18 protein-coding genes and 1 pseudogene are annotated in these 20,886 nt (G+C 56.0%); 14 read left to right on the top strand and 5 right to left on the bottom strand.

Features of this window, described 5'->3' with window-relative positions:
- The first annotated feature begins 49 nt into the window (after positions 1 to 49).
- Genes PhaeoP97_RS00175 through PhaeoP97_RS00145 form a run of 7 tightly spaced genes read left to right on the top strand, consistent with a single transcriptional unit; the run spans position 50 to position 4,922 of the window.
- Complete coding sequence (locus PhaeoP97_RS00175) at positions 50 to 559, top strand: cupredoxin domain-containing protein (RefSeq protein WP_072503348.1); 510 nt, start codon at positions 50 to 52, stop codon at positions 557 to 559.
- The gene (locus PhaeoP97_RS00170) at positions 560 to 2,020 is read left to right on the top strand and encodes a cbb3-type cytochrome c oxidase subunit I (protein ID WP_072503347.1); all 1,461 of its coding nucleotides are present in this window, start codon (positions 560 to 562) and stop codon (positions 2,018 to 2,020) included.
- Positions 2,020 to 2,619: an SCO family protein gene (locus PhaeoP97_RS00165; protein ID WP_072503346.1), complete on the top strand. Its 600-nt coding sequence runs from the start codon at positions 2,020 to 2,022 to the stop codon at positions 2,617 to 2,619. The genes PhaeoP97_RS00170 and PhaeoP97_RS00165 overlap by 1 nt, the downstream gene beginning before the upstream one ends.
- Complete coding sequence (locus PhaeoP97_RS00160; RefSeq protein WP_072503345.1) at positions 2,616 to 3,176, top strand: hypothetical protein; 561 nt, start codon at positions 2,616 to 2,618, stop codon at positions 3,174 to 3,176. The genes PhaeoP97_RS00165 and PhaeoP97_RS00160 overlap by 4 nt, the downstream gene beginning before the upstream one ends.
- 6 nt (positions 3,177 to 3,182) lie before the next feature.
- Positions 3,183 to 4,013, top strand: coding sequence for a formate/nitrite transporter family protein (locus PhaeoP97_RS00155; RefSeq protein WP_072503344.1), 831 nt, complete (start codon positions 3,183 to 3,185; stop codon positions 4,011 to 4,013).
- Complete coding sequence (locus tag PhaeoP97_RS00150) at positions 4,013 to 4,543, top strand: hypothetical protein (protein ID WP_157891217.1); 531 nt, start codon at positions 4,013 to 4,015, stop codon at positions 4,541 to 4,543. Before PhaeoP97_RS00155 ends, PhaeoP97_RS00150 begins: the two co-directional genes overlap by 1 nt.
- 13 nt (positions 4,544 to 4,556) lie before the next feature.
- Positions 4,557 to 4,922, top strand: a complete 366-nt coding sequence (locus PhaeoP97_RS00145; protein ID WP_072503342.1) for a c-type cytochrome — start codon at positions 4,557 to 4,559, stop codon at positions 4,920 to 4,922.
- A 172-nt stretch (positions 4,923 to 5,094) separates the two neighbouring features.
- On the opposite strand, the gene PhaeoP97_RS00140 is transcribed toward PhaeoP97_RS00145, so the two are convergent.
- Positions 5,095 to 6,015: a LysR substrate-binding domain-containing protein gene (locus tag PhaeoP97_RS00140; RefSeq protein WP_072503341.1), complete on the bottom strand. Its 921-nt coding sequence runs from the start codon at positions 6,013 to 6,015 to the stop codon at positions 5,095 to 5,097.
- 95 nt (positions 6,016 to 6,110) lie between these two features.
- On the opposite strand from PhaeoP97_RS00140, the gene PhaeoP97_RS00135 reads away from it, so the two are divergent.
- Positions 6,111 to 7,007 carry a TauD/TfdA dioxygenase family protein gene (locus PhaeoP97_RS00135; RefSeq protein WP_072503340.1) on the top strand — a complete coding sequence of 299 codons (897 nt, stop codon included), beginning with the start codon at positions 6,111 to 6,113 and terminating at the stop codon, positions 7,005 to 7,007.
- A gap of 273 nt (positions 7,008 to 7,280) precedes the next feature.
- Here the strand turns inward: PhaeoP97_RS00135 and PhaeoP97_RS00130 are convergent.
- A pseudogene (locus PhaeoP97_RS00130) lies at positions 7,281 to 7,636 on the bottom strand (integrase core domain-containing protein); the annotation flags it as partial.
- 201 nt (positions 7,637 to 7,837) lie between these two features.
- Between PhaeoP97_RS00130 and PhaeoP97_RS00125 the strand changes: the two are divergent.
- The 6 genes from PhaeoP97_RS00125 to PhaeoP97_RS20245 all read left to right on the top strand — a co-directional run bounded on the left by PhaeoP97_RS00125 (position 7,838) and on the right by PhaeoP97_RS20245 (position 14,766).
- Positions 7,838 to 10,717: a Hint domain-containing protein gene (locus PhaeoP97_RS00125; protein WP_072503339.1), complete on the top strand. Its 2,880-nt coding sequence runs from the start codon at positions 7,838 to 7,840 to the stop codon at positions 10,715 to 10,717.
- A 708-nt stretch (positions 10,718 to 11,425) separates the two neighbouring features.
- Entirely contained in the window at positions 11,426 to 12,091 is a 666-nt protein-coding gene (locus PhaeoP97_RS00120) for a metal-binding protein ZinT (protein WP_072503338.1), read from the top strand.
- A 501-nt stretch (positions 12,092 to 12,592) separates the two neighbouring features.
- Positions 12,593 to 13,264 carry a hypothetical protein gene (locus PhaeoP97_RS00115; protein ID WP_072503337.1) on the top strand — a complete coding sequence of 224 codons (672 nt, stop codon included), beginning with the start codon at positions 12,593 to 12,595 and terminating at the stop codon, positions 13,262 to 13,264.
- 69 nt (positions 13,265 to 13,333) lie between these two features.
- Complete coding sequence (locus tag PhaeoP97_RS00110; RefSeq protein WP_072503336.1) at positions 13,334 to 14,038, top strand: hypothetical protein; 705 nt, start codon at positions 13,334 to 13,336, stop codon at positions 14,036 to 14,038.
- 91 nt (positions 14,039 to 14,129) lie between these two features.
- Positions 14,130 to 14,525 (top strand): hypothetical protein, encoded by a 396-nt coding sequence (locus PhaeoP97_RS00105; protein ID WP_072503335.1) that lies wholly within the window; start codon positions 14,130 to 14,132, stop codon positions 14,523 to 14,525.
- A gap of 67 nt (positions 14,526 to 14,592) precedes the next feature.
- Positions 14,593 to 14,766: a hypothetical protein gene (locus PhaeoP97_RS20245; RefSeq protein WP_157891216.1), complete on the top strand. Its 174-nt coding sequence runs from the start codon at positions 14,593 to 14,595 to the stop codon at positions 14,764 to 14,766.
- 40 nt (positions 14,767 to 14,806) lie between these two features.
- On the opposite strand, the gene PhaeoP97_RS00100 is transcribed toward PhaeoP97_RS20245, so the two are convergent.
- The 3 genes from PhaeoP97_RS00100 to PhaeoP97_RS00090 all read right to left on the bottom strand — a co-directional run bounded on the left by PhaeoP97_RS00100 (position 14,807) and on the right by PhaeoP97_RS00090 (position 20,466).
- Positions 14,807 to 16,864 (bottom strand): S8/S53 family peptidase, encoded by a 2,058-nt coding sequence (locus PhaeoP97_RS00100; protein WP_072503334.1) that lies wholly within the window; start codon positions 16,862 to 16,864, stop codon positions 14,807 to 14,809.
- Positions 16,865 to 16,897: 33 nt separating this feature from the next.
- On the bottom strand, positions 16,898 to 18,043 hold the full coding sequence (locus PhaeoP97_RS20475; protein WP_157891215.1) for a phosphatase PAP2 family protein: 1,146 nt from the start codon (positions 18,041 to 18,043) through the stop codon (positions 16,898 to 16,900).
- 359 nt (positions 18,044 to 18,402) lie between these two features.
- Positions 18,403 to 20,466 carry a winged helix-turn-helix domain-containing tetratricopeptide repeat protein gene (locus PhaeoP97_RS00090; RefSeq protein WP_072503332.1) on the bottom strand — a complete coding sequence of 688 codons (2,064 nt, stop codon included), beginning with the start codon at positions 20,464 to 20,466 and terminating at the stop codon, positions 18,403 to 18,405.
- Positions 20,467 to 20,886: the final 420 nt, after the last annotated feature.

Here is a 20,886-nt window from a genome sequence, read left to right as displayed (position 1 = left end):
ACGCCCTTCAATAATAAGCATTATAGATACTCATTAAAGGGGGCAGCACATGCAGCCAGTTGTTCTTTTGATCTCCCTGATCCTGATGGCATTGCTGTCAGCGGTCTTCTACATGGCATCCAAGGCTTCGGAGGGCGAAGCCCCCGGGCCAAATGCCAACAGCAAACGCACCGGCCTGATTTGGGCGATGGTGGTTCTCGGTGTAATCGTGTCCGTAGGCTCTCTGCGCAGCTGGCCGCACGCGTTGGCCAGTACCGGCGATGCGCTGGAAGTGAACGTCAGCGGCGGTCAGTGGTGGTGGGATATCGACACCACGGAGATCCCGGCTGGAACGCCGGTCAACTTCAACGTCACGACCGAGGACGTCACCCACGGCATGGGTATCTATGACAGTGAGCTGACGCTGCTGACCCAGGTCCAAGCGATTCCCGGTTACACAACCAAGGTCACCTATACGTTCGCCGAACCGGGCAGCTACCAGCTCCTGTGCATGGAGTTCTGCGGGGTGGCCCACCACGACATGGTCAATGAATTCGAAGTTGTAGCGGTGGAGGAATAAATGAGCACTGCATCTGAACCAATCGCCGCCGGGCCTGTTGCGGCTGAACCCCAAGCCGGAGCGGTCAAGCTCACCATGATCTTGTCCGGCGCAGTCTTTGCGCTGATGATGGTCTTTGGTCTGATCATGCGCGCAGCCCAGGGCCAGTGGATCGAGCTTGATCCGGCGCTGTTTTATCAAATCCTGACTGCGCATGGCGCTGGCATGGTCGGCACTGCAGCGCTCTCGGGCGCGGCCGTCATGTGGTATTTTTGCGGTCGTTACGTCGTACTGACCGCCGGTATCTTCTGGGCCTTTCTCGGCCTGTTTCTGCTGGGTGTTGTGCTGATCCTGGGCGCGATCTTCGTCGGCGGATTTGGCGGTGCCTGGACCTTCCTGTTCCCGCTTCCCGCCCTGTCCGGCGGCGCGTGGGAGGCTGGGGCTGCCGCGGCCTTCATGCTGGGTTATGTGTCGATCGGTGTCGGTTTCCTGCTCTACTATCTTGAGCTGGGGCGCCAGATCCATGCGCGATATGGCAGTCTGGTTCGGGCACTTGGCTGGAACCTTATTCTGGGCCGCGAGGACAGCAACCCGCCGCCACCCACCATTGTTGCAGCGGCAGCCGTCACCATCTTCAACTCGATCGGTATTATCCTGGGTGCGGCAGTTCTGGTGGCCAGCCTGGTGCATCTCTTGGTGCCGGGGTTTGAGGTCGATGCGCTTTTGGCCAAGAATCTGATCTATTTCTTCGGCCATGTCTTCATCAACGCCTCGATCTACATGGCGGTGACCGCAGTCTACGAGATCCTGCCTGAATACACCGGTCGCCCTTGGAAATCGAACCGGGTGTTCGCGATCGCCTGGAACGCGGTGCTGATCTTCGTGATGGCGGTCTACTGGCACCACCTGCTGCAGGATGTGGTAATGCCGCCCTGGATGCTGGTGGTGGGGCAGCTGGTTTCCTACTTCAGCGGCATTCCTCTGATTGCGGTGACGGCCTTTTCCACCTTCCTCTATGTGCGCGGATCCAAGATGACTTGGGACCTGGCCTCCTCGCTGCTGGTTCTGTCGGTGGCCGGCTGGTCGGTGGGGTCGATCCCGGCATCAATCGACGGGATGATCAGCGTCAACAAGGTGATGCACAACACCATGTGGGTGCCGGGCCACTTCCACACTTATCTGCTGCTGGGTGAGGTTGCGATGGCCTTTGGCTTCATGGCCTGGCTGGTGCGCGGCAGGACCATCTCGCAGATGGGCGGTTTGGACCGCGCAGCCTTTATAACCTACCTGGCGGGTGCAGCTGGTTTCGTGACTGTGTTCCTGTTCTCCGGTGCCGCCTCAATCCCGCGCCGCTGGGCCGTGCATTACGAGGAATGGCTCACCCATGACCGCATCGGCACCCTGTTCAGCGTGCTGGTGGTGCTGGGCACGCTGATCTTTGTCCTGCGCTTTGTTGCGCGCTTGGGCCGGAGCGAGAGCTGATGCTGGCCCGCGCGCTCCCTTCCGTTCTCGCCGCCGTGATTGGCGGCGGGGTCCTGTGGCAGGCCACCGACGGAGCGCAGGCCTTCACCAGCGAGGCGGCGCGGCGGCTGGATGTGCTGCGCGCCCCCCGTGCGGTGCCGGACGTGCAGCTGGAGGATATGGCCAGCCGGCCGGTGCCGCTGCTGCCGCAGCCGGATGAGGTGGTGCTGGTTGAGTTCATATACACGGTCTGCGGCGACATCTGCCAGATTGCCGCCGCGGACTTTGCCGAGATCCGCGACCGCCTGCAGGCGCGGGGGCTGAAGGTCCGGCTGCTATCTGTCAGTTTCGATCCTGAGCGCGACACACCGGAGCAGATGGCCATCTACGGCGATGCGCATGAAGCTGACGGCGCCATGTGGACCGTTGCGCGGCCCAGGCAGAAGGACCTGCCGGATCTGTTGGAACTGTTTGATGTGACGGTCATCCCGGATGAATGGGGCGGCTACCAGCATAATGCAGCGATCCATGTGATCACCGGCGATGGCCGCTTCTCCGCTGTCTACGATACCGACGCAGTGGAGGCTGTGCTGGCACATGTGAACGGGGAGCAGCCATGAGGATGATCTGCCTGGCCCTGCTTGCCTTTGCCGAAGCGGTTGCGCTGCGGGATGCGGCGGTGGCCAGCCCGGTTCAGCATGTTCTGGTGCAGATGCCTTTGCTTGCGCTGGCGGGCTTTATGTCGGCCTGGAACCTGAAAGCACCGCGCGGATGGGCCGTGCCTCTGTTGCTGGCAGCACTGACCGTTTTTCTGTTCTGGATGCTGCCACGCAATGTGGACTGGGCGCTGTCTCCGGGTGGGGAGGCCGCTAAATACATCACCCTACCGCTGCTGCTGGGAATACCCCTGCGGCTGTCTTGGCCCTGGCTAGGCCCAATCCTGCGCGGGTTTATTAAGGCCAACGCGCTGTCGATGCTGGGAGTGCTTGGGTTTCTGTACACCCATGCGCCGGTTCGGATCTGCAACTCCTACCTGGTCTCTGCCCAGCAGGATCTGGGCTTTGCCTTCCTCTATCTCGCCGCGGCTCTGGCCTGCCTTTGGGCCATCCCGGTTTTATTCGGAAATCCGCGCTGGCTGCCGCTGAGCAGTTCAGGATGCGCCAAATGCGGAGTTTGAAACAAGATGACTTATGCTGAAACTGTTCTGGGTTTTGCCCAGGTGGCGCAAAACAAAAGCGCCAGCCTGCGGGACGATCCTCTGGCCTTCCTGATCCTCGCCTTAAAAGCGGGCGCTTTTGTGGGTGCGGGCATCCTGCTGATATTCTCTGTGGGTCAGGGGGTGGAGGGCGCTATCCGGCCCATTGTGATGGGCGCAAGCTTCGGCATTGCACTGACGCTGGTGGTTTTTGCGGGGGCCGAGCTGTTCACCGGCCACACCATGTACATGACGCACGGCCTGCTGACCGGGCAGAGCAGCCTGGGCGATCTTTTGCGCTGCTGGGCGGTGAGCTGGGCAGGCAACCTGACTGGGGCGCTTTTGCTGGCACTGCTCTTTGTGGCGGGCGGCGGCGGACTGATCCTGGGGGCAGGCGAAGAGGCGCTGCTTTACAAAGTGGCCGCAAAGAAGATGCACGGGACCGGCCTGCAGCTGCTTGCCAAGGCGGTGCTGTGCAACTGGCTGGTGTGCCTGGCCCTGTGGTGCTCGGCCAGGGCCAAGGATGACGTGACCAAATGCATCGTCATCTTCTGGTGCCTCTATGCCTTCATCGCAGCCGGCTTCGAGCACAGTGTCGCCAATATGACCGTATTTTCGTTGGCGCTACTGTCTGATCACCCTGATACCGTCTCTTTGGCGGGAGCAGCACATAATCTGGCCTATGTCACACTTGGCAACGCGTTCGCAGGCGCTGGCATCATGGGATACGGATATTGGCGCGCGGCCTCGAGGCCAAATGTGCGGACTGCAGCAGCAAACGGTTTGCAGGACGGGCAGGACCAGAGGGAGGCAGGCTGATGGAGGCACTGACCCGCGCACATCCTTGTTCAGCTTCGCACGTGCGCTCAAGTGCGGGAACTGCGGCGAGCCAAGCCGCAGCTGCCACCACAATGTTTTGGGCAGGGGCAGCTGTTTCCGGAAATCTGATCGCCGCACCGGCGAAGTTCCAGGCGTCCTCCCTGTCACTTCCTGTGGCGTTGGAAGTGGGGCGGATGCAGTTTCTCTGGATCGGCGTAGCGGAGGCCATCTGCTTGCTGGCCATCCTGCTCCTGCTGACGGCGGCACGACGGTGGCCATCTTGGCCTCTGCTGGCGGCAGCGGCAGTTTTTGCCTTTCAGCGGCTTTGGCTCCTGCCGCTGCTGGACACCCGCACCCTCGCAATCATCGCAGGTGCTCAGGTGGAAGAAAGCTCGCTTCACATAGTCTACGTGGCTGCTGAAATCCTTAAAACAGTCTGTCTTGTTTGGGCCGGAACACTGTCCCTGCGCCTCCTCCAGCCGCAGAGGGGCAGAAGCCCGCTTCAAAATCCGATCAACCACTCAACCTAAAAGGATTACCCCAGTGAAGAAAATTCTATTGGCCGCTTCAATGATCATGGGCTGTTTTCAAACTGCTGCCGCTGAAGGCGACGCAGCCGCTGGCGAAAAGGTGTTCAAAAAATGCGCCGCCTGCCACTCGGTGGAAGAAGGGAAAAAGAAGGTCGGCCCAACGATGTTCGGGATTGTCGGCCGTCCGGCCGGATCGGTAGAGGGCTACAAGTATTCCGGTGCGATGCAGGAGGCCGGATACGCCTGGGATGAAGAACAGTTGGCCGGATTCCTGGCCGCGCCCAAGAAACACCTTCCTGGCACTAAAATGGCCTTTCCCGGCTTGAAAAAGGAAGAACAGATCACCGATCTAATCGGGTACCTCAAGACCCTTAAATGACCTCACGGAAGCAACAACCGCCTGGCTGACGGCACGTAACCGCTATCAGATGCGCTTCTTTGATTGGATTGCTGCACGGGCATTGGGCAGCTCGGAGCCCAAAACCGACCTTGCCGAAAGTGTTCCTTCGCGGTTGGTTTTGCTCTTATTCAGCGGCAACGGCTAAGTCCGATCACCTGCCTGCCTCGGCGACGAACCAGTCCAGCAGCCTCTGCTGAAAACGCGCAGTGCTTCCTGTGTCCCGGTATTCCAGAAAGTAGCCAGCACCGTTCCGGTGAAGGTCCCGCCCGATTTGCACCAGCTCGCCGGAAGCAACCTTGTCTGCAGCCAGGTGCTGCCAGGCCAATGCGACCCCAGCACCATCTGCCGCCGCCTGCAACATGAACTGGTAGCTGGGGTAGCGGAACACCTGATCCAGAGCGGTGTAGCCGATGCCGGAGGCGGCAAACCATTCCGGCCAGCCTGCGAACTCCATTGCACGTTCCTCATAGTGCAAAAGATCCGGTCGGATCAAAACTGATGGATCCTCCGAGGCGTTCTGGAGCGCAGGATTGCGATCCAGGTATTCCTGGGAACACACCGGAAATGTCACCTCCTCAAATAGCTGCCTTCGCGGCCATCCGGCCCAGCCCTGCGGCCGCCAGTGGGCGATCATGTCCACACTGTCAGGGTCGATGTCATCCAGCCAATGGGACACCGCAAGATGCACCTGCACATCACCCATCGCCTGCCTCAAACTGGAAAACCGGGGCAGCAGCCAGCAGTTGGCAAAGCTTTGCGTGCAGGCCAGGCGCAACCCACCAGCACCGGCGGTTCCGGCGGTTTTGCGGATGGCCGCATCGATATGAGACAGGCCCAGGTCCACCGCATTCGCCAGATCCCGGCCTTGTCTGGTCACCGTCAGCTTGTTGTGATTCCGGGCAAAGAGCTTCACACTCAGCTGATCCTCCAAATTGGCTATATGGCGGCTGACGGCAGGCTGGCTGAGGCCCAGATGCTCGCCGGCCTTCGTGAAGCTGCCAAGCCGCACGGATGCCTCCAGAACAGGAAGCGCATTGAGCAGATGCTGGGTACGGCGAAAACGGCCTTGCATAAGGAAAAGCTATGAGTGGCATGAAGATTTAGCAAGTTTATTTGCTTCTTCTCCTTCTTAGGATGCAGTTAAGAGATGACATACGGGAGAAAGCAATGTCAGCCTTATTCGAAATCAGCCCTCTGACAGGCAGCTTTGGCGTTGCCGTTCATAACTTCAACCTGTCCAAGATCTCAGCCGAGAAAGATTACCCGGAACTGCGGAAGCTTTTCGAAGATCACTCTGCGCTGCTGTTCCGCAACCAGTCGCTGCCGCCGGAAGATCACCTGCGCCTGGCACAGTTGTTCGGCCCCATTGAGGACCGGAAAAAGGATGAACGGCAGCCGGGTGCGGCGCCGGAGGTGTCGCTGGTATCCAATGAAACGGACGCGGGCGTCACCGGGGAAATGGATCTGCACACCCTGCATCTGCAAGCAAACCAGCAATGGCATATCGATTCCACCTTCATGCCGGTTCCTTCGCTGTGCAACGTCCTGGCAGCCAAAGTTGTGACAACAGAGGGCGGCCAGACGGAGCTGGCCTCCACCCGCGCAGCCTGGGCTGCGATGCCCGAGGATCTCAGACAGCGGATCAAAGGGCGGATTTTGGGGCACAACTACCGCCGGTCGCGAGAGCGGATTTCGATGGAACTGGCCAATCTTCCCATGTTCAACAAATGGCCCGCGCAAAGGTGGCCTGCGGTTTGGGCAAATCCCGTCAACGGGCAGGAGGCGCTGTACATCGCATCGCATGTATTTGAGGTGGAAGGGCTCAGCCCGGCGGAAGGCGACGCGCTGGTGGATGAACTGATCGCCTTCTGCACGCAGCCGCAGTTTGTCTATTCGCACCAGTGGCAGGTTGGCGATGTTCTCATGTGGGACCAAAGGGCAACGCTGCATCGCGGTATGCCCTGGCCCTATGAGCAACCGCGTACCCTTGCCAGCGTTTGCTGTTCGATGACTGGCAGCGACGGCCTGGAGGCAGCGCGCAGGGTGGTGGGCCAGGCAGGTTGAAACCAGCGGGGCTTCAGGCTGAAGTATCAGGATCCAGCGGGGCAAGTCAGGCCATTCTCATCTGCAGTGAACGGCCACATTTACCTCTACAATGCGGCACGGAATTCTACGCCCTTGCAGCGAAATCTGCGCTGCAAGGGCACGCGGCGAAAAAAACAAGGTACAGTCTGGGCTCACTGCGGCCATTCTCTGCGCTGAACCTAAATGGCTGCTTCAAGACTCTTCTACTTTAAGCACTTTGAGCGGCCCCACTTGAGTGGTCCAATTTGAAAGTTAGTGCATGGTTGGCCTCTGGTCCATCGGGATGACGGCCTCGGGCGCAGGTGGGCGGTAGCCCAGGGCACTGTGTGGTCGCTTGGTGTTGTAGGGCCTTCTCAAGCCTTCGATGATGATTTGAGCCTCTCGCAGGGAATAGAAAACGTCCCCGTTCAGCAGTTCGTCGCGCATGCGCCCGTTGAAGCTTTCGCAAAATCCGTTCTCCCAAGGCGATCCTGGCTCGATATACGCGGTCTTTGCTCCCACAGCTTTGATCAGTCTCTGACGGCCTCGGCGATAAATTCTGGGCCGTTGTCCCAGCGAATGTAAACAGGCACGCCACGCAGGATAAACAGGTCGGTCAGCGCGCTAAGTGGTCTGGCACGGACTGTGCCAGATTTTCATTGGTCAGCCACCACCTAAGAAATTTGGAGCAGCGTCCTAATTTACGGTTTCTTATCGCAGAAAGCATACATTGATATTGCTGTTCTTCGGGCCTGCCTTCGCTTTGGCCCTGCGATGACGCCTGACATTGTGTGTGCTGCTGTGAAACTTAGTTAAGGATCAATACTATCATGCCCCGTCCAAGTTGGCTCGAAGATCTCCTCGCGACCCTGAAAGGTGGTAAGGGTAAGGATAAAATGGGTGGCACCAAGGGTGACGATACCATGGACGCCGGCGAAGGCGACGATACCGTTGCGGGTGAAGAGGGCGACGATATCATTTCGGCAGGCGATGGGGATGACATCGTTTATGGCGATATGGGGGATGGGTTCGACCAGGGTGTGCAAGCGTCACCTCTGACATTGGACATCAACAACATGCAGTCGGTTTCCCATGATGGCGCCTACGGCTCCGCCGGCAACTACGCGGTGTTCAGCAATGTCGCCACACTTGAGGACGGCACCAGCATTTCCGGCAAATTGGTTCTGGTCGAGAAATCCAATGCCAACATGTCTGTTACTTTCGGCTATGACGCAGGCGCCGAAATCCTGTTGGATGGGGATCAGTCAGGGGATCAGGCCAAATTTCGGCTTGAGTTCTTTGACCCGGCAACGGGCGAAGCCGTCTTTCTAGACTCCACAGCGACCTTCAATGACATCGACGACAACAGCTATTCCGGTGACGCCGAGGCGGTGATCATTGATGGCAACAGCTTCACATCTTTCGGTGTTTCCTCCGATTCCTCGCTGACGACGGACGTAAATGGAAATGTGGTCAAAGCGACCGGTTCCGAGTTTAACGACTACACCGACCAGGATTCCTGGTTCTCCGCCTCATTCGAGGACAGATCGTCAATTGAGTTCACCTTACAAACCCGTGCGGGCCTGGCTGGTTTCACCCTGTCTGGTGATGTTCTGGACGATCCGGTGACCACAATTATCGAGCAGGGCGATGATACTGTCATGGGCGGCGAGGGCAATGATGTCGTTTACGGTCAGGGCGGGAACGACTCGCTGCTAGGGGAAGAGGGCGACGATAGCCTGGACGGGGGTGACGGCGATGACGTCATAGAGGGTGGTGTGGGTGCCGATACCCTGATGGGTGGCAGCGGTGGTGATACCCTCTCTGGCGGTGACGGCGACGACTACATCGAAGGGGGCGAAGGTGACGACCAGCTTTCAACCGGTATTGGCAACGACACGCTTCTCGGCGGTGAGGGCAATGACACGCTGAACAACTCTGCCGGCGATGACAGTATGGTCGGCGGGGTCGGCAACGACAGTATTGTGGCGACAGACGGCTTTGACACGCTGGAAGGCGGCGATGGCGACGACACGATGTACGGCGGCAATGACGATGACCTGCTGCTGGGTGGCGCCGACAACGACCTGATGTACGGCGAAACGGGCAACGACAGCCTGGACGGGGGCGATGGCAACGATGTCATGGATGGCGGGGTCGGCAACGATACCCTGATGGGTGGCCTCGGGGCCGATACCATTGCAGGTGGCGATGGTGACGATTATATTGACGGCGGCGACGGCGACGACAGTCTGACCACCGGGCTTGGCAATGACACGCTGATTGGTGGGGCCGGCAACGACACCCTGCGCAACTCGGCGGGCGATGACAGCCTTGTCGGCGGCACTGGTGATGACAGCATTGTCGCCACCGACGGCAACGACACGCTGGAAGGTGGCGATGGTGCCGATACCATGTACGGCGGCAATGATGACGACCTTCTGGTCGGCGGCGCCGGCGATGACAAGATGTATGGCGAAGCGGATGCCGACACCTTTCAGATGTCGGATGGCTTTGGCAACGACACTATATCGGGCGGTGAGGCCGGAAATGATTCCGACCACATCGACATGTCGACAGTCACCAGCAGCGTCACGGTCACATATACCGGATTTGAGGCCGGCCAGATTACCGATGGCGCAGACACCGTCACCTTCAGTGAGATTGAACGACTGACCCTGACCGATCAGGCAGATGTGGTCGATGCTTCGGCTGACAATGCCGGGGTTGATATAGATGCGGGCGCTGGCGACGATACGATCAGCTTTGGTGCGGGGGACGATTCCATCACTGGTGGCGCCGGGGATGATCAACTGATCCTATCTGATGCCGGGGGCACCGATACCGTCGCTGATTTTGATCTCATGGATGATGATAGCAACGGGTTCTACAATGACCAGCTGGATGTCTCAGATCTGGTCGGCGGCAGCGGTGTCGATGGCGCAGTGCGGACCAGTGATGTCACGGTGACTGATGATGGCTCTGGCAATGCATTGTTGACCTTCCCCGGAGGTGAACAACTGGTTCTTCAGGGGGTCACCCCCGCACAGATGGCCACTCATGATCAGCTTTATGCGGCGGGTATCCCGTGTTTCACCCCAGATGTCCTCTTGGCCACGCGCCGGGGCGCTGTCCCAGCCGGTCAGATTCGGGTCGGGGATCTGCTTCAAACCGCGGACAACGGGTTTCAACCAGTGATATGGGTAGGCAAGCGTTCCCTGAGCGTAGCGGATCTGGAAAAGCGCCCCCAGCTGCGCCCCTATTGCCTGCGCCCCGGAGGTCTGTTGTCCCCGGAACGTCCCATGTTGCTGTCCCCGCAGCATCGTCTGATTGTGAACGATCGCGGATTGATGCCCGAGCGGCCATTTGAAGAGAGCTTTGTGTCCTCCAGACTATTAGCCGAGGTGGATCAAAGCTTTGTCCAGCAGGTGACCACAACAACGCCTGTCACATATGTGCATTTGATGACTGAACAGCACGAGGTGATCTTTGCCGAAGGCATCGCCACCGAAACCTTCTGGCCAGGACCTGAGGCGATCCGTGGATTGTCGATCAACGATATGCTTGAACTACTGACGCTGTTTCCCGAGCTGGCAACAGCGCATGGCCTGACGGGCGAACTCGGTCGCGCCCGCGTACGCAGCACCTACGGGAACCTGGCCCGGCAGTCTCTGAGACGACGCGATCTCAGCCGCTTGCGCGCAGCATGACAATTGTGGACAGTCTTTCTTGTCCAGCATGACTCCTCGACAAGCACACAGGGTATTAAGGCCAATAGGACACGAGAGCTCGCAGGCTTCGACCACATCAAAGATGTCTATGGCCGACGATGTCGCGGCTCATACCCGGATGGAAAACCCCGTCACTCTCCGATGGAAACTGGCCCAAATATAGACTACGGGGCGACACAAATACCGGACAGATCCACAATGTGGACGGGTCAATGCGCGCAGATGTGTTCGACACGATGGCGTTGCATCCCGAAACCGCGAGAGAATGGTCGAGCGATTGTCAGGATTATGCTGAGTACACAGCTAAATTGATCGACCTGCGGAGAGAGCCCCCACGAGGCTCATAAAGCAACGCGTGCCCACATTCGGCGCCCGACGCTCAGTATAGCGATCATGTTTGGCGCACATAAACAGTGGTTTAGGCTCACCAAATTGATTGCTTAAAACCTGCACAGCAACCGCTCCACTGTGCTGCCCTGCAAGGTCATGGAGACCCACAACACGGATCTTTGTAGACATTGATTTTTCACATCCAGCGGGCTGCGTTCAGCTGACTGTAAGTGATCAAATTTAAACTCGTCGGGAAGGCACCGGCACGCCTTGCCAAACATACGTGATCAGTCTAATACCTAAATGTTATGTTGTAACATAACATATAAAAAATTCAGAGACCGCTGGAGACAATTTATGCTACACGCAATCCTCAACCGATCTGACATCATCGCAATTGCTGCGTTGGTCGCAATTTCAACGCAGACCATAGCGCAAACAACGTCGAATTCGGCCACGACCCACAACCATAGCCATAGCCATAGCCATCAGGCGAGCGCGCCCGTCCTCGTGGACGACGCAGACATTCAAACCCGTAACCTGTCTGACTGGGCCGGAGACTGGCAATCTGCCTACCCGCTTTTGCAAGACGGCACTTTGGACGCCGTCATGGAGCATAAAGCGAACAACGGGAAGAAGACCGCCAAAGAATACCGTGCGTATTATGAGGCGGGCTACAAAACCGATGTGGAGCGCATATTAATCGACGGTTCCCGCGTGACATTCTTTCGAAACGGCCAGCCCGTTCAAGGTCAGTATGCGAACGACGGATATGAAATTCTAACCTATGCCTCTGGAAACCAGGGTGTGCGCTTCATCTTTGAAAAGTCTGGAGGCGATGCCACCGCGCCCCAGTTCATTCAGTTCAGCGACCATGAAATCATACCAACCAAAGTTGATCACTATCACCTTTATTGGGGCGATGACCGTGCTGAGTTGCTGACAGAAGTCACCAACTGGCCAACCTACTTTCTCGCAGAGTTGAGTGGGACAGAAATCGCAGCCGGAATGATTGCCCACTAATTTCCGGTATCGTTGGCGGGTAAATCGCCGCGACCCAAAACGGCACGCTCGCCGTAACAAGTGAGCGAGCCATCTCCATCGCTGCACTCCCATGAAGGGTCATTGGACCCGTCCCGTTTGGTGCTCCTTAAGGATGCCAATGATCTGTTCTTCGCTGAATCGGCTCTTCCGCATCGTCTGTCTCCTCGTTTGGAGAACAGGCTAACTTCAAACTGCAGACTTTTCAGGGGAGCACGTCAGCAGGCACCGCGTTTTGATCCTAGTCCGCTGATTATGGCCGGGCCTGCGGACAGGTGGTGATCTCCACCAAATCATCCGCATTATACTTTTCAGAGATGGCCCATGTGGGTGAAGCTGATCAAAACCTAGACATGACCTTCTGGAAATTTCAGAAAATTTCAGCACCAGTTTCAGGACATCTGGCCTCAGCGACCCGATGATGATTGGGCAAGGCTTGCAAAGTCAGGGCCTGCTGCCACTCATCAAAGCAAGGAATTTCTCATGTCTACCCTTTTGACAATCAACGTAAAAAACTTGGAGCCTGCGACCCAAGGCTTTTTCTTTTTCCAGGAACCTGCAACCTATACCGGTGGTGCGAAAGTTTATTCGAACAGCCTTTTTGCAGAGAACTTAGCGAACTATGGCACGGCTGGCTCAATTCTGACTTTTCAGGTTGATCTCCAGTATTACGCTGGCATTCAAGAGGCTCATTCGGCACCCACTGTTGGCCAATCCTCGGGCTATTCGTCTGCGAGCCGTCCGATCGACCTCGCGCCTGCCGGCGGTGGCAGCGCCAATGACTCCACAACCGCCACTGTCAGCCCGGCACTTGGCCTGTCCACTCCGACAAACGAGACCGGCGTACAGGCTGGCGCGTTCCGCATCAACACACCCAGCTTCTCTTCGCCGCCCTTCTACAACGTCGGCTCTGCGGTGTCGGCGAATGGCGGGATCGTTTTGTCAAACTTTGTTCAGGCAAATCCGCAGTCCCACACTGATTGTGAGCCGATCCTGAAATACTATGTTGCAACCGGCACCTACACACCTGGCACCGTGATGGATTTCACCGCCGCGTCAAAAACATCCGCGCTGTGTGACTTCACCGGGGGCTACACTGTGATTGACGTGGAGCTGGCAGCTAACGGGGATTGGAACATCACCAGCCGAACCTAGGTCAGTCTACCTCTCTGCTTAGTAGAACTTCGGAGCAGCTCAGGCTGCGCCGCAGAATGGACTGCTCTCATGCCGCATACGCTGACCATAGTAATCAGGAACCTGTCTCAGAATAAAATGCAGTTCTATGCATTTCAGCACCCTGCAGATTACAAGAGTTCAGGAAGTGTACTTCAGTCGTCATCGGCCAGCTTAGCTACGGGAGCAGTCCTCCCCTACAAATCATCTGGGTCCACGCTTCAGTTCCAGTTTGCCCGACAACCTCATGTGGCAGCATTTAGCAATCAAGCCAAATTTGCGATGCTTGTGAAGCCACAACCGTTTGCAAGCGCTTCGCAAACATCTGTTGTTGCCAGTTGGCCAATTGCTCTGACGCCACAGGACCAGACTAAGCAGGTGCCAAATAATACTCAGTTGACGGTCGGCTCTCTTGGCTTGTCAAAGCCGACCTACACATCAGGCATCTCTGAAGGGAGCTTTGGTATCGAGATACCAAGCTACACACCCACTGGTGGTTTGAAGCTCTACTGCGGCAATGGGATAAAGATAAAAAACACGCAGGTCGTTTTGTCCAGCTACGTCACCCCGTTACCGGTCAATCACATATTCTGCGCGCCAAAACCGAAATTCTACGTGAAGACAGGCGATCATCCCGTCGGATCATCCATTTCGTTTTCGGCCACGGGTGCTGCGCTCTGCGATTTTACGAACGGCTACTCTACCTGCAACGTGGACTATCAGTCGGACGGCACGTTCACAGTCCACCGCCAATAACGACTTGTTGCGGGACCTTTTTAGGCCCCGGCAAAAACACTTCGCCGCATGGCGACATCCTTCAAATCTCTGGCGAACAAGGAATTTAGACATGACACTTCTTAAAAGATTAGCTGCGGTCCTCGTGCTGTTGGTTTCCCTGCCTGCCTTTGCTCACGCTGCCTGCACAGCTACCAATAATACCGAGTATTCAGCAGCCATTGCACATGGCCACGCTTATACGAAACACTCAGCCGAATTCGTACATGGAAAGGTAATCGATGGCTTGGCATTTCCCGATCCCACGATTGCCAATGCAGATGAATTCGCGACATTCCTTCTGGGGATTATGAACGCGCCGACGGAGTCCAAGGCGCTGGCTAACAGTCGCTATGCGTACTGGCATACGCCCACCGGTACAGTCATCATTACGAATGATAATGCCAACGACTGCGGCACCGCTTTTCGTCCATTGACCGGTAAGACCTACTACGACAACTTAAGTTGAGTTCAGCCCTAAATCCATGCCGCCTCTCCGGTCTGCGGAGGGCGGCAGATTTAACAAGGAAAACGCAATGCCTGACCAATCTCCAGATACGCTGACGGCAACAGAGTGCATGGCTTTGGCCAACTGCCTGAATCATATGGTTTCACAGACAGAAACGGACGAGTTTTCGACCCTTGTGGGAATTGACAAGGAAAGTGCGAAAGCCCTGATGACCAAGCTAAAGAGCATGACCGCAGACTGACCTGAAGCTCGTGATCATTGCCCCAGCTGGGCAATGTCGCTCAGCCTTTTTCAGGCAAAACAAAATCCACTGGAATATCAACCTGGCCACCACCTGTACGGGTTATAGCCGCCTTATTGTTGGGATCTTCGGCCTCCGCCAAAGACCATAGCCAATTGCGGTCAGTTTCAACCCCTTCTGAGGTCATTTGAACCGCCAGGCGCGCTACCCGGGGTGCGGCGACACTGGTGCCGCCCATGCGCGTCAGGCTGCCGCTGTTGGATCCCGCGCTCAATACGCCGGTCAAGACCGGACTGTTATCCGCAAGTGCCGCCGCATCCGGTCCCAGTCGATTGGCCTTTTTCTTTCCACGAGAAGGCGTAATCGGCCCTGCGGCGGAATAGTCTGACAGCAAGCGGTTACTTTGGGTGAAGCCGGCAACCACCATAGGTGTTTTCCCGCAGGCATAACCGCTCAATGTGCCAGCACGGTGGATTGAGCTAGTTGTTCCCGCCGGATCCACCGGGAGTGGCGCGCCAAGCGCGTTAAAATAGACATAGTCGGCGTTGTCAAAATACCCTTGCCGACCACCGGGCAGAAAACCGGGCAAGGTTTCGTCACGCTCTATCCAGATTTGAACGTCGTCACTGCTGCCCATATCGCAAGACGTAATATTGATCCGCCAACGGCCGGCACGCGCCAAATCGATAGCAGATTGATGCGCAGTGGGATTGACGCTGAAGATCATAACCCCTCGACGTGTATGACCCCCGTCGAACCGATACGTCAGGCGTGCGACCTCCTGGCCTTGCTCATCAACCAGCCGCTGTCCGGTATTACCGGACACATAAACTGTCTTGCTCGTGGGGCCAGATGGCACAGTGACACGCACCCCCACAAACCGGGGTGGCGGATTGGTTGCGTGGTATGGCATCCACATCTGGAGATGGCTTGATGTCCTGTCATCCGGCTGAGCAACAAAATCCAGTTTCCACGATGGGCCCTTGGGTTTGCTTTTCGCGTTCTGAAGGTTCAGGCCCGCATGAATGCGACTAAGGTTACCATTGCCCGCCGGTAGCACAATCTGGCGTGTTTGATCTGCATCGTGCTTTTTTGTTTGCGGTCCGAAATACCGGTCAATCACACGGTCAATACCGCTGGTTCCATCGTGAGGTCCCGCAAAATTCCCATAGCTGAAATTGAATATGACAGGCGGTTTACTTTTGTCAGGCAGTCGGAACCGCGCCGCCTGATTGCACAGGCGCTTGAGCGCCAGCTTAAAGCTGGGCAGCGTATTTTGTCCGGTAGAGTCCTCAGTCACTCGGGATGGCAAAAGCGCGCAGATAATTGGCCGATCATTCGGGGCATCCCTCATCGAATGCCCCGCTGCCAGCGCCATCACATGCGTGCCATGAGAACGACGCAGGGCAACGGCGGAGAGTGCTTTACTTCGTGCATTTATCAAACCAACCGCTGCATAAAATGCAGGCTCATCTAACAAACCGTTGGTCGTATATTCCCGCAAAAGGGCGTCAATTTGGGCTTTGCTATAGCTGCGCCCCGACGGTCTCCCCTGAGAGAGCTGTTCGGAAGACGTTGGCAGGATTGTTGCAAATTCCACCCGCGACGACACCAGGCCATCGCGAAACAGGTTATGGGCGAAGGCAATCGCATCGTCGATGACAGCTGTGATGACCGTTCCTTCGGGCACTTCAATGATCTTACGATGATTGCTGTCATCATCATTTGTATCAACATCAGGCAGATCAGAGGCCGCAACAGTTGTGCCCAGCGTCAACCCTATCACTGAATACTCGGCAGCGTGACGGTTGAACGCATCAAGCAGCGGTTTACGGGCAAAAATTGAAACGAATTGCGTTTCTTCGACGCGATCACGATCATCTGCATCATAATCAGTTGGGATGACCAAGTAATCCGGGAACCGGCTTTGCACCCGCTCTTCAAACTCGCGGATACTGATATCTTGCAACTCAACAAGGGCGGACCACCAAGGTTGAGACGCCTCTGATGTAGTGTGCATAAGCGGACGCGACAATCGATAGTCAGCAACGTCAGACAGCAGATCCTGCGAATGAAATGTTTCCCAATGCAATGGCATGGTTTTTACTCCTATTTCGACAAAGCATTGGAATTATACGGAGAAATCCTGCCACTCGGCCTGCGCCTTCTTCCAGAGCCATGTCAGAACCGGAGAAGCCATGTCCGGCGTCGTTGGATGACGCTCGCTGGTAGCCCAGGGCCTGCGTTTCTTGCCCGCCTTTTTCGTCTGGCGATCTTCGCGTGCCATATACAAGGCGTGCCAATCAAAATCCTCCGCAGCATTGAACGCAGGGCCATTGAAACATGCACTTGTCAGCTCATTTGCCTCTGGATCACATACCGCGTGCAGATAGTCTGCCAGTGTAAGACCCAGCACAGCCCCCGCCGCACTATCAACTGGAAAGTGGACGCCTGCGACAGTCCGGTTCGTGGCAATCCGGGATGCCAAACGCATGAACATTTCGCCCCAGACACCATCCTCGCGATATTGCTCCGAGTTGGAGGCCCGCAGCAGTTTCCATAGGAGGCGTGCTGTAACGAAGGCTTCCGTGGCATGGCCACTCGGCAAAGAGCCGTGAGTGGGCGTCGGGATTATTGGTTGCACCTGTGGCGAAAATTCTATCGGGCGTTTGGCAGAGATACTGTATTTCAAACGCATGCCACAATAGTTGGTGAACCCAAGTGCTGCAGACATCAATTCCAGCGTGAAGGGGGTTCTTGCAGGATCCATAAAGGAAATCGACGCCAAAAAAGGCGTAATTGCGCTGGTTTGCGAAAGGATCTCTGCCGCCCGATCGCTGCGCAGGTCAGCATAAGCGGTGAGATAGGCCATCTGTTCCTTGAACTGATCAATCGTCGGGGTTGTGATTTGGACTAGGAGGCTATCTGGTTGAGGCGAACGACCCGCTGGCCGAGTATCCCGCCGCCAAAGGGTGGCGATTGCCGTCTCATCTATGGCATCCGAAAATGCAACCCGCGAGCCTAATTCAGACAAATATAGGCTGGCCCGAACATCTGCCGACAACCGCGCCAGATTGCGCGGATCATGGGGGCTACCCGGAGTAATGTGGGGATTCAGATCTAAGGGCGCACCGACAATACCATCGCGCGTCGTTAGCAAAGCCTCAGCTGCGACGGTATTCCCAGAGGTTCCAAAGCTATTAAAGCTGTTGAAACTATTAAAACTATTGAAGCTGTTAAAACTATTCTCGGGCGAACCTTTAGCATTGAAGGGCAAATCAATTTTCCTTTGATAAATCATAGGGTACTAGTGATAAACACCCGATCAGGAAGAGATCAGATGATGTCTCACGGCCTTTAATTGTTCGGGGCAACGCTCGTATGAAGAATTATGCCTAAACGGCGCCACTCCATTGGCGTCGCGTAACACACCGCTCTCACACTGACCGACCTTTAGCCCCCCCCGCTGCGCTAAAACCTACCGGAAACCAGCACTTACGACCGATACGTTCCAGTGCGCCAAGGTGCAGACATTACCACCTTAAGGCGTTATGAAATAAATGAAACAAAATAAAGTTGCACCTCTTATCATCCCGCGATGGTGCCCCAGAACGGCGGACCGGCTGGAGATTGCGCCTAGGTCTCGGGAATCCCGAGGCCCTTCAGCGTTTCCGCAAAACGTAGACCGACTTGATAAGAGGAGCTGGGAGACCGCCTCAGCCATCCGTCAACAGTCAGATTAGGCTGCACTCTCAACAGTTCCCTAGTAGTTTTACGCGCGTCGCTCTCACGTCCTAAGCGCAATTGTGCTACGGCTTTAATCCGCAAGGTAGAGGCATGTGACCGGTTCAGTCGAAGCGAAGCGTCAGCCAGTTCGATGGTACGGGGCAAGTTATCAGCGGCGAGGCTCGCTCCAGCAGCAAGCGCCAGGAACATAAATCGATGCGGGTCGAGTGGGGCAAGATGCATAGCCAGTTCGGTATCACTAACCGCCAGATCCCCCTGTCCTTGAAACGCATAAAGTGTACCCCGCAACAGGCGTCCGTTTGCATCGTTCGGGTTCACTTCCAGCGCTGTATCATAGCGATCTTGTGCAAGCTCCAAATCTCTAAAGAGGTTAACCAAAACAGCGCCTTCGCTAATCAGCCCCAATGCGCATTCCGGATCAATTTCGAGCGCACGCGACGTATACTGTAGCGCACGCTGACCGTCGTTTTCAGGCGTCTCCGTCCACCCCTGCTGCACCTGAAGAACATACCAGCGGGCCACCCAAGACAAAACTATTGGGTGATCCGGAATTCGATCCATCAACTCATCCAGCATGACCCGCGCCGCTTGGAAATCGGACTTGGATAACCGATGCATGAGAGCAACAGCGCCCAGCAGAAGCGTCGAATTCTTCAACGATGTAATCGGCTGCAATCGTGATTTTCGCACTTCATTGAGGCTGATCGCTTTGCGAATGCTCATCACAATCTCATCGATAACACCGAGATTGTTGATCCAACTTTCTAGCGGCTTCAAGATCCGTTCTGACCATAAAATTTTGCCAGATGAAACATCGGTCAATTCAAGAGTTACGATCACCCGTGAGCCGTCGTCGTCGCAGACCCCGGACATCAGAAATTCTGCGTTAAACGTCTTTTTACAGAGCTCCAACGTCATGTTTTCTGCCCGGACTCCAAAAGTTGAGAGACGTGAAATTACGTTGAGGTCAGGTGATTGGGATAATGCCGATATAATGTCATCAACCAACACATTAGCCAGAACAGGATCATGAGCGCTGCGATTACGTGTTGTAAACGGTAGAACAGCCACCGTTGGCAATACATCGTCCAGATTGGTGCGCGCGGCAGGATGGTATGTTGATCCGTATCGATGCACACGATACAAGCGAATACCATTGACCTCAGCCAGTTGATGCTGATCTCCCAGATCCTCGAACTCGCATTCTAAACTGAAGTGTAGCTGATCCCTCACCTCAACGGTGGCATATTCCCACCCATCGTTCGACTCTTGCAGCAATTTTGACAAGGCAGCTATTCGGCTTCTTTCAAGAGTATCGAAGGCAGTGCGAAGAACGCCCATTCCCAACGTACCTGCACTTCTGATCAAGGCCCGACCGCATTGAACTGCTTCGATTGGCGTTGCAAAAGTCAGCGTTGCACTGTTTCCATCAATTGCTTTTGCCCCGGTGGGACGGTGCAGCCGTACAACCGATTGCACCGCCTCATGCAGCGAGGTTTCGTTAGGCCCTCCCGCAGGTCGACATATGATCATCACCGTACGCTGGCGTGTCACCTCCCATTCTATCAGGTCGGCGCTGATATGGTGAGGCAGAGTTTTCTGAGCCGTGCTGGCAGGTACAACGGATCGACTATCCAACAGGTATCCTTGTTTTGGAATGGTGCGAAGCAACTTGCGATCACTATCCCCCAACGATTTGCGAATTTCCGAGATGCATTGTGTAAGGCTGTCATCCGTAACACTTGTATTCGGCCAGACGGCAGCAAACAGCTCAGATTTCGTAATCACTGTACCCGATTGTTTGGCCAATACTGCTAAGACCTGGCCAGACTGAGGCCTCAGCGGAACCGTGTTTCCAGACGGGTCTAAGAGTTCATTGGATACCGGATCATAGAAATGAGCCCCAATCTGAAGTTGGTCTCTGGCATCGGTCTGCTGTGCGGTATCGGTCATGAAGCCTAAGCTACCTATATCTATTTGATATTTTTACGCCCATGATACCCGATATTTGCACCTTTCAGCTGTCGGTTCTGACGGATAATCCAACGAAATTCTAGAAGCGACCAGAAGCCTCACGATTCATCCTTCAACATGCAAAAGTTACAATCATAAGAGCAACCCAGAATGTACCTGTCGCGTTTCGGTGGCGACCCAGGTGCTCGTTCCAGCCGCGTTCCTTTCGAAAGTGACTGGGCTTTTCTCGCCCCGGGCAGAGTGTCGTCGGGGCGGGGTTCGGAAGCCATATATAGTCGAAAATTGCCATCTGCGCAGTCAGCACCCTACCTGCAACGAAGAGCTGTTTCCTGACATCAGCGATTTGACCGCGAGCAGTCGGATAGCTTCTCTGCAATCAAGTCCTTCAGAGAGTATGCG

The organism is Phaeobacter porticola (assembly GCF_001888185.1).
In the GTDB taxonomy this organism is placed as follows: domain Bacteria; phylum Pseudomonadota; class Alphaproteobacteria; order Rhodobacterales; family Rhodobacteraceae; genus Phaeobacter; species Phaeobacter porticola.
The sequence above is the reverse complement of the archived record's forward strand: the minus strand, read 5'-3'. Positions and strand labels throughout refer to the sequence as shown.